The sequence below is a fragment of the Streptococcus oralis ATCC 35037 genome, assembly GCF_900637025.1.
GTDB lineage: Bacteria > Bacillota > Bacilli > Lactobacillales > Streptococcaceae > Streptococcus > Streptococcus oralis.
Genome location: NZ_LR134336.1, coordinates 461,156 through 473,224 on the forward strand (window position 1 = coordinate 461,156; position 12,069 = coordinate 473,224).

A 12,069-nucleotide genomic window follows, 5' to 3' on the forward strand; every position below is an offset into this window, starting at 1 on the left:
TCTGGCTGCCAAGAGGGATACAGGACTTTTTGCATGGAGAAGATAATCAGTCTATAATATTTGACAGGAAAACCAAAAACGGTATAATGTTTATACGGGAAAAGATGAATAAAATATCAATGAAAGGAGAAGAAGATGCAAATTTCAAGCCGATTTACAATTGCGACTCATATGATGATTATTATTGCAATGCAGGATACAGATAGTAAAGTAACCAGCGATTTTCTTGCGGCTAGTGTCGGAGTCAATCCAGTCATTATCCGAAAGACTTTATCGCAACTCAAAAAAGCAGGGTTGATTTCAGTTGCTCGTGGTACGGGAGGAACTGAGATAATAAAAGACCTTCAAGAGATCAGCTTGTTGGATGTCTACCAAGCTGTGGAGTGTTTAGGAAAATCTGGTAAGCTCTTTAGTTTTCATGACAATCCAAATCCTAATTGCCCAATTGGTGCTAATATCCATGGGGTCTTGGACCAAAAGTTGTTCGATGTTCAAGCAGCTATGGAGAACCAACTGCATCAGACAAGTCTGGCTCAGGTTGTAGCCGATGCTCAGAATAAACTGTCTAAGTAAGAGGACTAAGGTTCTCTTTTTCTATTGCTATAATTATGGTACAATGTAGTCATCAAAGGAGGAGACTATGTACTTTATCACAGGATTTTTTGTCCTACTTTTTCTCGTTTCGTTTTTTAGAGACAATCGCAGTCTCTGGAACCCAGCTCTCTTGCTTTTGTCACTGCTCTTTTCTTATATGTCTATTGCCAATCTTTTTTACGAAGTTGGACAGAAAGAAGTGCACATGGTTTTCTTTGCAGGTATTTTTCTTCTTCTGCCTTTTTTAGTCTTTCTAAGTGGTTTTTTCCTTATTTATAATGGATTTGTGTTATTGAAAAAAGAAGGAAAATCCAAGGCAAATTATTTGTCTCTAGGATTAGGCTGCGTGATTTTATTCTTTTTTGTAATCATGGCAATTCGAGTGAGCGATACCAATGGCTTGTTCTACACCAATCATCTAGTGAATATTATCTTTTTCTTTTTGATTTATTCGTATTTGATTTTTGGTTTTGCCTTTGCAGGATTTCTGCTTTATTCTATCCTGTATCTTTTTATTCCCAAGAAAAAATATTATGATTTTATTATCATTCACGGAGCAGGCTTGTTGAATGGAGAAAAAGTTACTCCCTTACTGAAGAGTCGCATTGACAAGGCAGTAGAAGCTTATCACCAGTCTCTCAATCCCAATGTTAAAATCATCGCAAGTGGTGGTCAAGGTGGGGATGAGAAGATTTCCGAGGCTCAGGCAATTTGTAATTATTTGCTGGAAGAGACGGATGTTCCGAGAGAAGCGATTCTCCTAGAGGAAGACTCAACGACGACCTATGAGAATCTTCTCTTCTCAAAAGAAATGGGTGAGAAGCTGGTAGCCAGTCCACGTTTTCTCTTTGTGACCAATGATTACCATGTTTTTCGTACCAGTACCTATGCTCGCCGTATTGGGATGAAGGGAGATGGTCTTGGTTGCCGTACAGCCGCCTACTATATCCCATCGGCCTTTATCAGAGAATACATTGCTCTATGTGTGAAGATGAGATGGCTTTTTCTCGCCTTCTATATTTTATTAATTTTAGCTCTGATTTTCTCCTATAGAGGTGTTCTATGGTAATATGTAAAATTCATATTGTAATTCTTGTTAGAATCTCTAAAAAATCTTGTAGTAACCCTAGGGGAAAAATTGTCACTAGTAATGAAAGAGCAGGGTAAGTGATTGTGAGTGCGGTTTTTGGAACGGTTTCATGATTGCTCGTCAATCAATTGAACAATTTCTAACCTAGTTGCAGATTTTCAGAGAGAGTCAAAAATAGGCAACTGAATATGAGTAGACTAGAATTTTACAGTCAACGACAAATAAAAATGTGAACAGCAACAGAGGTTCACATTTCATTTTTTACTCATGGCAAAATGGCCTTTAGTTGGTTCAGGATGGTTTGTAAGGTTACAATCGCTTGTTCTCCTTGTTGTGGTTGGTAGAGTAGTTGGAAATACTTGCGAATAGTTTCTTCAAATTGCTTAGGGAGGAGTGTACAATTGGTCTTTGCGTACTCCAACATTCGTTTTTCACCAGGATGGGTTTGCTCATTGAGCGCAAATAACAAGTCAAAGTAGGAAGCAAAAAACTCACTCGTACGATGATTCATACTGAGAAGATCTTGGCGTTTGATAGCTTTTTCTATTTGGTGAGAGAAGGCAGGCATGGCTTGTTCTAGCAAAAGGAGTTGCCTTTCGATGATATGCTTTTTGAGTTCCTGTGGATAGGGAATCTGGTAAGTCTTTTGGAGAGAAGCATAGTGTCCATTCGGGTCGTATAAAATCTTGCTGTGGAGTAGATTATGCCACATGCAAGTTGTATAAGCATTTTGAGCTTTGTGCTGAAAAACGGTTGAGTTCAATTCCTGTTCAAACGACTCCAGCGAACGATAAATCAACTCGATTTCGATACCGTTGTTTAGTACACAGTCGTCCTCTAACTCCCAAAACTGGTTTCCAATTTCCATATAGGAGCAGTATTTACTCAAAATTTTGAGGCGAGTCGCCTCATCAATAGAAGAGTTGAGATAGACATAAACGTCATAGTCAGAATTTTGATCATAGTTTTGTCCTGCACGAGAGCCACCAAGAGCGATAGCTTCTACTTGTTCCAGTTGAGAGAATTCTTTGCAAAGTTCGTGGATCATGATTTTTCTCCTTGCTTTATGGTTTTAAAGTCATTTTACCAAAAAGTAAAACGTTTGCATAGCATTGAGTTACTCTTTTCCATCTATAGAAAAAAATGTGAACCCTTGTTTTGAGTTCACATTTCTTTTTTATTCTGCTGCTTGTTGCCAACGTTTTGCTAGCTTATGAGACAGGCTGGAAATAGCAAAGTTAAAGATAAAGTAAATTAAGGCAATCAGGATATAAAGACTGAAGACCTGCTCTGGTTCGAAATAGCGTCCCATGAGAATTTGGCTGGCGCCAAAGAGTTCTTGTAGAGCGATAACAGAGTAGAGAAGACTGGTATCCTTGATCACGGTTACAAACTGTGAAATGATGGCTGGCAGCATTTTTCGAATCGCTTGTGGGAGAATGATGTAGTAGAGGATTTGCGCAGAGGTGAATCCTTGCGACATTCCTGCTTCATACTGACCCTTGTCCACGGCATTGAGACCGCCTCGGATAATCTCAGCCAGGGCTGCTGAGGTAAAGAGGGTAAAGGCTGTAATACCAGCTGGTGTGGACTTCATCTTAAACACCAAAAAGATGGTGAAAATCCAGAGGAGGTTGGGAACGTTACGTACAAACTCGATATAAATGCTGGAGATGATCCGTAAGATAGGATTTTTCCCATTTCTCATGACGGCTAGTACTGTTCCGATAAGGGTCGAGAGGACGATAGCGATTAGAGAAATGTATAGGGTCAAGCCAAATCCTTTAAAGATAAAGATTAGGTTATCTGGGGTCAAAACTTCTAAAATAGATTCCATAGTAACCTCCTAAAGTGAATAGGCTTTTTTGTTGGCTTGCTCCATCTTGCGACCAAACTGGGCAACAGGGAAGCATAGAGCAAAGTAGAGAAGAGCAGCGCCTAAAAAGGCTGGGATATAGTTTCCGTTGAGGGCCGACCAAGATTTGGTCACAAACATCAAGTCTACTCCAGAGATGATGGCAACTGTAGAGGTGTTCTTGATGAGGTTGACGATTTGGTTGGTCAAAGGTGGGAGAATGATACGGAAGGCCTGAGGCAAGATAATCAAGCGCATGGCACTGATATAGGTAAAACCTTGCGACAAGGCGGCCTCCATTTGACCGCTAGGAATAGACTGAATCCCTGAACGAATAACCTCAGCGATATAAGCGCCGTGATAGAGTCCCACGCAGAGTACAGCTGTCCAATAAATCGGAATCATGATGGTGTGGTCACTGATAAGAGGTAAACCATAAAAGACGATGACAAACTGCACCAAGAGGGGAGTGTTTTGATAAAATTCGACAAAGATACGAGCCAAAACACGCAATAATGGGCGTTTGCTGGTTGACATGGCCCCAAAGAAGATGCCCAAAACCATGGCGAGGATAAAGGATCCAACCGCTAGGGCAAGGGTGAAGAGGAAACCATTGAAAAATTGTCCAAAATCCTGAAAATAGGCTGTCCAAGATGATAAATCTGTCATGGGGTGTCCTCCTTAATCTACGGTATGGCTAGATGGTTTGAGTTTGTAACGGTCATAGAGTTTCTGTAAACTACCATCCTTGGTCCATTTAGTGACCAAGCTATCAAGATAGTCGTTTAGCTCGGTATTTGATTTTTTGGTGACGATACCGTAGTCAGATGGCTTGAAACTATCATCTAGTAGTTCTGTCCGTTTGCTGATGTAGCCGGACAGGATAGAGCGGTCCACGGAAAAGGCATCAATACGGTGAGCGTGAAGGGAAGTAATCAATTCTGGGTAGGAACCAAGTTCGACGAATTTAAAGGTTAGACCTTTCTTTTTGCCCAGTTCAGTAATCAGGCGTTGGGTGATGGAACCTTGGGCAACTCCGATCGTTTTACCGTTTAGGTCCTCAATGCTTTTGATGTTGGCGGATTTATTGACCAAAAAACCAGAAGAATCCGTGTAGTAGGGACTGGTGAAGTTGTATAATTTTTTACGTTCATCTGTGATGGTGAAGGTCGCGATATCCATATCGACCTGTTCGTTATCTAGTAGTGGACCACGGGTTTGAGCGGTAACAGGAACGTAGCGAATCTTGACCTTGAGTTCGTCTGCAATCATCTTGGCAAGGTCCGTTTCGATACCAGAATAAGTCCCTGTCTTGGGATCCTTGTAGCCAAAATTGGGAACATCTTGTTTGACACCGACAACTAGTTCGCCTCTTTTTTGAATGTCTGCGACGCTGGTATCGGCTTGGGCTGGTTTGGCAGCAGCAAGGCTGAAAAGGCTAATCAATAATGCGGATAAAAAGAATTTCTTTTTCATAGGCGCCTCCTTATTTGACTTTGTCACTTTCGTGGTTGATAATTTTGCTGAGGAATTGTTGGGCACGAGGTTCGCTTGGGTTGTCAAAAAAGTCATCGACATCTGTCGTATCCACCAAAACTTCTCCGTCTGCCATAAAGATGATGCGGTCCGCAACCTCTCGAGCAAAGCCCATTTCGTGGGTAACGATGATCATATTCATCCCGTCATGCGCCAGTTTTTGCATAACTGCTAGAACATCTCCAATGGTCTCAGGATCAAGAGCAGATGTTGGCTCATCAAAGAGGAGGAGTTCCGGATGCATGGCAAGACCACGAGCGATGGCGATCCGCTGTTTTTGTCCACCAGATAGCATAGCTGGATAGGAATCTTTCTTGTCCCACATATTTACAAATTCCAGATATTTTTGGGCTGTTTTTTCAGCTTCTTTTTTATCAATTCCTAGAACCTTTATGGGCGCTAGTGTAACATTTTCTAACACTGTTTTGTGTGGATAAAGGTTAAAATGTTGAAAAACCATGCCAACTTCCTTACGAAGAGGAACTAAATCTTTCTGACTAGCACCTGCTACTTGGTGTCCATTGACTAGGAGACTTCCTTTGTCAACAGCCTCTAAACCATTAATCGTACGGATAAGAGTGGACTTCCCAGAGCCGGAAGGTCCAAGCAGGACAACAACTTGTCCTTTTTCAAAACGGAGATTGATGTCGCGGAGTGCGTGATAGTCTCCGTAATATTTTTCGACGTTTTTAAATTCTACTAAAGCCATGAGAGATCTCCTTTGTGTTAGATTTTATAACATGATTCTACACCAAAAGAATGTTCTTGTCAAATCATATCTGAAAAAATTCACTAAAATGTTATAAAAAAGCAATCTGGATAGAGAAAATGCCTAAATCATGTTATAATGAAACGATAGAATTCTTAGAAAGAGTGGATGTCTTTTTGATAACACCTACTTATGAATGGCAGTTTGCCCCGCAGGTTGAAGATGCGGATTTTACAAAGATAGCCAAGAAGGCTGGACTGGGTCCTGAGGTGGCTCGGTTATTATTTGAAAGAGGGATTCAGGATGAAGAAAGTCTAAAGAAGTTTTTAGAACCTTCTTTAGAGGATTTACATGACCCCTATCTGCTCCATGATATGGATAAGGCAGTGGAACGGATTCGTCAGGCCATTGAAGAAGGGGAAAATATTCTCATTTATGGAGACTACGATGCGGATGGCATGACTTCGGCTTCTATTATTAAGGAAAGTTTAGAACAGCTTGGCGCCGAGTGCCGTGTTCACCTACCCAATCGTTTTACCGATGGCTATGGTCCCAATGCCAGTGTCTATAAATACTTTATCGAGCAAGAGGGAATTTCCTTGATTGTGACAGTGGATAATGGAGTTGCTGGTCACGAGGCCATTGAATTGGCCCAGTCTATGGGAGTGGATGTCATTGTGACTGACCACCATTCCATGCCGGAAACCCTTCCTGATGCCTATGCGATTGTTCACCCTGAACATCCAGATGCGGACTATCCTTTCAAACAGTTGGCCGGATGCGGAGTGGCTTTCAAGCTAGCTTGCGCTCTTTTAGAAGAAGTGCAAGTGGAGCTACTCGATTTGGTCGCTATCGGAACCATTGCAGATATGGTGAGTTTGACGGATGAGAATCGCATTTTGGTCCAATATGGTCTGGAGATGCTGGGGCATACTCAGCGTATTGGTCTACAAGAAATGCTGGATATGGCTGGGATTGCTGCTAATGAAGTAACGGAAGAAACGGTTGGCTTTCAGATTGCCCCTCGTTTAAATGCCTTGGGGCGATTGGATGATCCCAATCCTGCCATTGATTTGCTGACTGGGTTTGACGACGAGGAAGCTCATGAGATTGCCCTCATGATTCACCAGAAAAATGAAGAGCGCAAGGAAATCGTTCAGTCAATCTATGAAGAAGCTAAGACCATGGTGGATCCTGAGAAGAAGGTCCAGGTCTTGGCAAAGGAAGGCTGGAATCCTGGCGTTCTGGGTATCGTTGCTGGTCGTTTGTTGGAAGAACTAGGGCAGACAGTCATCGTTCTTAATATAGAAGATGATCGTGCCAAGGGTAGCGCTCGTAGTGTGGAAGCGGTCGATATTTTTGAAGCCTTGGATCCCCACCGAGATCTCTTCATCGCATTCGGTGGCCATGCTGGTGCAGCAGGAATGACGCTGGAAGTGGAGAAACTCTCAGATTTATCTCAGGTCCTAGAAGATTATATCCGTGAAAAAGGCGCAGATGCTAGTGGTAAGAATAAGTTAAATCTAGATGAAGAGTTGGACTTGGAGACTCTTAGCCTGGAAACGGTTAAAAGTTTTGAACGCTTGGCACCCTTTGGAATGGACAATCAGAAACCTGTCTTTTATATCAAGGATTTTCAGGTCGAAAGTGCCCGTACCATGGGGGCAGGCAATGCCCATCTCAAGCTGAAAATTTCCAAGGGTGAGGCGACTTTTGAAGTGGTGGCCTTTGGACAAGGTAGATGGGCGACAGAGTTTGCTCAAACAAAAAACCTAGAATTGGCAGTTACCTTGTCTGTCAATCAATGGAATGGTCAAACTGCCCTCCAGTTGATGATGGTGGATGCGCGTGTGGAGGGTATTCAACTCTTTAACATTCGTGGGAAGAATGCAGTCTTGCCAGAAGGGGTTCCAGTCTTGGATTTTTCTGGTGAGTTGCCAGATCTAGCGACTAGTGACGCGGTTGTTGTGAAAACCATTCCCGAGGATATTACCCTGCTGAAGACCATTTTTCAGGAACAGGATTTCTCTGCTGTCTATTTCAAAAATGACATCGATAAGGCCTACTATCTGACAGGTTACGGGACTAGAGAACAGTTTGCAAAATTGTACAAGACCATTTACCAGTTTCCAGAGTTTGATATTCGCTACAAGCTGAAAGATCTGGCGGCTTATCTCAATATCCAACAAATCTTGCTGGTCAAGATGATTCAAGTATTTGAGGAACTGGGCTTTGTAACGATCAAAGATGGTGTCATGACAGTCAATAAAGAAGCGCCAAAGAGGGAGATTGGAGAAAGTCAGATATACCAAAAACTTAAACAAACCGTCAAAGATCAAGAAATGATGGCGCTGGGTACCGTGCAAGAAATATATGACTTTTTGATGGAAAAATAGATGGAAAGAGGCTGAGATAACCTATCTCGGCTTTTTCTTTGTCTTTTCTTGAACAGATGTAGTAAAAGTATAACTATTTGTAACATGACTTAAATATAACTCTAAACGAACTGACATGTAAATCAGGTATGATTTCCTTATCAACAAAAAATAGGGAGAACATAGTTATGAAAAAAACAGTTACGAAACTGACTCTTGGTTTGACTTCTACCGCTATTTTAGCGACAGTTGGTGCTCAAACGGTTCATGCCAACTCTTACGTTGTCCAAGACGGAGATTCATTTTTTGCCATTGCTACTGCCAATGGTATGGATCCTTATGACTTGGCGGCTTTGAATGGGAAAACCATCTTTGATACCATCCACCCAGGAGATGTTCTCCAAGTGAGTGGTTCAGTTCAGACTAGCTCTACCTACAGCGCTCCAGCCGCAACTGTCAATGAAGTATCAGATACAGAAGATGTTGTCGAAAAGACTCCAACAAACTATGGGAACTCATATCCTGTTGGTCAATGTACATGGGGCGTGAAAGAATTGGCTCCCTGGGCTAGCAACTGGTGGGGAAATGCCAACACGTGGGCAATCTACGCGAGTGCTCAAGGTTATAAGACAGGAAGTGTTCCAGTAGTAGGAGCGATCGCCGTTTGGGACGGTGGTGAATATGGCCACGTTGCTTATGTAACAGATGTTCAAAGTGAAAACTCTATCCAAGTATTGGAAGCAAACTACAGACGTCAAAAGCAGATTGCGAATTACCGTGGCTTCTTTAATCCTCATGAATTTTTAGGTAACGTCACTTATATCTATCCAAACTAAAGATGATAAAAAGATTTAGAATTTCTAAGTCTTTTTTCTTTTTGAAAAAATTTCCTAACGTTATCCTCTATATTAATGGCTAATTTCTTAAATTTTTAGATTCTGTAGCGAACAGGAAATTCTCGCTTTTAGATGCAGATAAACCATGTCTTTGTAGAAAATAGTTCTCAAGTCGAGAGGTAAAAACAAGTTTATTTTGAACTAAAAAAGAAATTTAGGGTTCTAGAAAGGTATCTGAAATTAAATTGATTCAAAAAAACCATATTTTTGATGGTGCAATCCTTCCATTATCTTAGATGAAGCCTCCAAAAGAGAAGTCAAAGTAAAAAGATTTGATTCACAGTAGTGACTAATCTCTAGTTAAAAACCGATCTTCGTTTTGAAAATAATCAAAAAAATGGTATAATGGTAGGTAAAGATTCGGCTGAAAGTTTTGGAACTTTTAGAATAAGAGGGTAAATTCACCCTATAATCAAGATAAATGAAGTTTCGGAGGGAAAATGAGTAATATTAGTTTAACAACACTAGGTGGTGTACGAGAAAATGGTAAAAATATGTACATCGCTGAAATCGATGGTTCTATTTTTGTTTTGGATGCAGGGCTTAAATACCCTGAAAATGAACAACTAGGTGTTGATGTCGTCATTCCAAATATGGACTACCTTTTTGAAAATAGCGATCGTATCGCAGGGGTCTTTTTGACCCACGGACATGCGGATGCCATTGGTGCCCTGCCTTATCTTTTGGCAGAGGCTAAGGTGCCTGTGTTTGGTTCTGAGTTGACCATTGAGTTGGCCAAACTCTTTGTCAAAGGAAATGATACGGTTAAGAAATTCAATGACTTCCATGTGATTGATGAAGATACGGAGATCGACTTTGGAGGGACTGTGGTTTCCTTCTTCCGTACAACCCACTCCATCCCAGAAAGTTTGGGAGTAGTCCTGAAAACAGCTGAAGGTAGCATCGTTTATACAGGGGACTTCAAGTTTGACCAGACAGCCAGTGAATCCTATGCGACGGATTTTGCTCGTTTGGCAGAAATCGGTCGTGATGGCGTTTTGGCGCTCCTCAGTGACTCTGCGAATGCAGACAGCAATATCCAGGTGGCGAGTGAGAGCGAAGTTGGAGACGAAATTACCCAGACAATTGCAGACTGGGAAGGTCGTATCATCGTTGCCGCAGTTGCCAGCAACCTTTCTCGTATTCAGCAGGTTTTTGATGCTGCAGCAGATACAGGTCGCAGAGTTGTTTTGACTGGATTTGATATTGAAAATATCGTCCGCACTGCGATTCGTCTCAAAAAATTATCTCTAGCCAACGAAAGTCTCTTGATTAAACCTAAAGAAATGTCTCGTTTTGAAGACCATGAGTTGATTATCCTTGAGACGGGCCGTATGGGTGAGCCTATTAATGGACTTCGTAAGATGTCCATCGGTCGCCACCGCTATGTGGAAATCAAAGACGGAGACTTAGTTTATATCGTAACGACTCCATCTATCGCCAAAGAAGCTGTCATGGCGCGTGTTGAAAACATGATCTACCAAGCTGGTGGTGTGGTGAAACTCATCACCCAAAGCTTGCGAGTATCCGGACACGGGAATGCGCGTGATTTGCAGTTGATAATCAATCTTCTGCAACCAAACTACCTCTTCCCTATCCAAGGGGAGTACCGTGAGTTGGATGCGCATGCCAAGGCTGCCATGGCAGTTGGGATGTTGCCGGAACGCATTTTCATCCCTAAAAAGGGAACGACCATGTCTTATGAACATGGAGATTTTGTTCCAGCTGGAGCAGTTTCTGCAGGGGATGTCTTGATTGACGGAAATGCCATCGGGGATGTTGGAAATGTCGTCCTTCGTGACCGTAAGGTCTTGTCAGAAGATGGAATCTTTATCGTGGCAATCACTGTCAACCGTCGTGAGAAAAAAATTGTGGCCAAGGCCCGTGTTCATACGCGTGGGTTTGTTTACCTCAAGAAGAGCCGCGATATTCTCCGTGAAAGTTCAGAATTGATTAACCAAACGGTAGAAGATTATCTTCAAGGTGATGACTTTGACTGGGCAGATCTCAAAGGCAAGGTTCGTGACAATCTGACCAAGTACCTCTTTGATCAAACCAAGCGTCGTCCAGCAATCTTGCCAGTCGTGATGGAAGCAAAATAATAAGCAGAATACCTACAGAAAAAGTCGAAATTCGGCTTTTTCTTATAGAATAGTAAAAGGAGACAACCATGGCAGTTATGAATATTGAGTATTACTCAAAAGTTTTGGATATGGAGTGGGGTGTTACCGTACTCTATCCAGATGCTAGTCGGGTGACTGAACCAGATTGCACAGATATTCCTGTCCTTTATCTTTTGCACGGAATGTCAGGAAACCAAAATAGCTGGCTCAAACGTACCAATGTCGAACGCTTGTTGCGTGGAACCAATCTCATTGTTATCATGCCCAATACAAATAATGGCTGGTACACAGATACTCAGTATGGCTATAACTACTATACAGCTCTAGCAGAAGAACTCCCCCAAGTCATGAAACGTTTCTTCCCTAATATGACCAGCAAGCGAGAAAAGACCTTTATAGCTGGTCTCTCCATGGGAGGATATGGTTCCTTCAAACTCGCTCTATCGACGAATCGTTTTTCTCATGCGGCTAGTTTTTCTGGTGCGCTCAGTTTTCAGGATTTTTCTCCTGAAAGTCAGGATCTGGGCTCACTTGCCTATTGGCGAGGAGTTTTTGGAGAGATTAAAGACTGGACAGCTAGTCCTCATTCGCTTGAAAGCATGGCTGCAAAATCCGATAAAAAGACCAAACTATGGGCTTGGTGTGGGGAACAAGACTATCTTTACTCTGCCAATAACCTCGCAGTGAAAAACCTCAAAAAACTAGGTTTTGAGGTGACCTATAGTCATAGTCCAGGTAAGCACGAGTGGTACTACTGGGAAAAACAATTGGAGCGTTTTTTAGCTACTCTACCAATTGACTTTGTTTTGGAAGAGCGCTTATCTTAGTTTTAGGTTTCTTTCAGTTTTATTCAGTAAAATAGAGAATCTATCTTGGTCAAGGAGAATGTGA

At 42.0% G+C, this 12,069-nt stretch carries 11 protein-coding genes; 6 read left to right on the forward strand and 5 right to left on the reverse strand.

What is annotated here, in order from left to right:
• Positions 1-135 precede the first annotated feature (135 nt).
• Both EL140_RS02300 and EL140_RS02305 read left to right on the forward strand, forming a co-directional pair.
• Entirely contained in the window at positions 136-573 is a 438-nt protein-coding gene (locus tag EL140_RS02300) for an Rrf2 family transcriptional regulator (RefSeq protein WP_001167391.1), read from the forward strand.
• A 67-nt stretch (positions 574-640) separates the two neighbouring features.
• The gene (locus EL140_RS02305; RefSeq protein WP_000273631.1) at positions 641-1,663 is read left to right on the forward strand and encodes a YdcF family protein; all 1,023 of its coding nucleotides are present in this window, start codon (positions 641-643) and stop codon (positions 1,661-1,663) included.
• Positions 1,664-1,949: 286 nt separating this feature from the next.
• On the opposite strand, the gene EL140_RS02310 is transcribed toward EL140_RS02305, so the two are convergent.
• From EL140_RS02310 to EL140_RS02330, 5 genes are all read right to left on the reverse strand, one after another.
• The gene (locus EL140_RS02310; RefSeq protein WP_000581071.1) at positions 1,950-2,732 is read right to left on the reverse strand and encodes a DUF4037 domain-containing protein; all 783 of its coding nucleotides are present in this window, start codon (positions 2,730-2,732) and stop codon (positions 1,950-1,952) included.
• A 129-nt stretch (positions 2,733-2,861) separates the two neighbouring features.
• Entirely contained in the window at positions 2,862-3,521 is a 660-nt protein-coding gene (locus EL140_RS02315) for an amino acid ABC transporter permease (RefSeq protein ID WP_000443852.1), read from the reverse strand.
• Positions 3,522-3,530: 9 nt separating this feature from the next.
• The gene (locus tag EL140_RS02320; RefSeq protein WP_000131163.1) at positions 3,531-4,208 is read right to left on the reverse strand and encodes an amino acid ABC transporter permease; all 678 of its coding nucleotides are present in this window, start codon (positions 4,206-4,208) and stop codon (positions 3,531-3,533) included.
• A 12-nt stretch (positions 4,209-4,220) separates the two neighbouring features.
• Positions 4,221-5,015: a transporter substrate-binding domain-containing protein gene (locus tag EL140_RS02325; RefSeq protein WP_000726183.1), complete on the reverse strand. Its 795-nt coding sequence runs from the start codon at positions 5,013-5,015 to the stop codon at positions 4,221-4,223.
• A 10-nt stretch (positions 5,016-5,025) separates the two neighbouring features.
• Positions 5,026-5,784, reverse strand: coding sequence for an amino acid ABC transporter ATP-binding protein (locus EL140_RS02330; RefSeq protein WP_001229587.1), 759 nt, complete (start codon positions 5,782-5,784; stop codon positions 5,026-5,028).
• Between the two features lie 176 nt (positions 5,785-5,960).
• Here EL140_RS02330 and recJ point away from each other — a divergent pair, with 176 nt between their 5' ends.
• From recJ to EL140_RS02350, 4 genes are all read left to right on the forward strand, one after another.
• Positions 5,961-8,180 (forward strand): single-stranded-DNA-specific exonuclease RecJ, encoded by a 2,220-nt coding sequence (recJ, locus tag EL140_RS02335; protein ID WP_004181076.1) that lies wholly within the window; start codon positions 5,961-5,963, stop codon positions 8,178-8,180.
• Between the two features lie 167 nt (positions 8,181-8,347).
• Positions 8,348-8,995 carry a COG3942 and LysM peptidoglycan-binding domain-containing protein gene (locus EL140_RS02340; RefSeq protein ID WP_000754473.1) on the forward strand — a complete coding sequence of 216 codons (648 nt, stop codon included), beginning with the start codon at positions 8,348-8,350 and terminating at the stop codon, positions 8,993-8,995.
• A 500-nt stretch (positions 8,996-9,495) separates the two neighbouring features.
• On the forward strand, positions 9,496-11,157 hold the full coding sequence (locus EL140_RS02345) for a ribonuclease J (RefSeq protein WP_000065612.1): 1,662 nt from the start codon (positions 9,496-9,498) through the stop codon (positions 11,155-11,157).
• Between the two features lie 68 nt (positions 11,158-11,225).
• Positions 11,226-12,005 (forward strand): alpha/beta hydrolase, encoded by a 780-nt coding sequence (locus EL140_RS02350; protein WP_000290055.1) that lies wholly within the window; start codon positions 11,226-11,228, stop codon positions 12,003-12,005.
• The last annotated feature ends 64 nt before the right edge of the window (positions 12,006-12,069 follow it).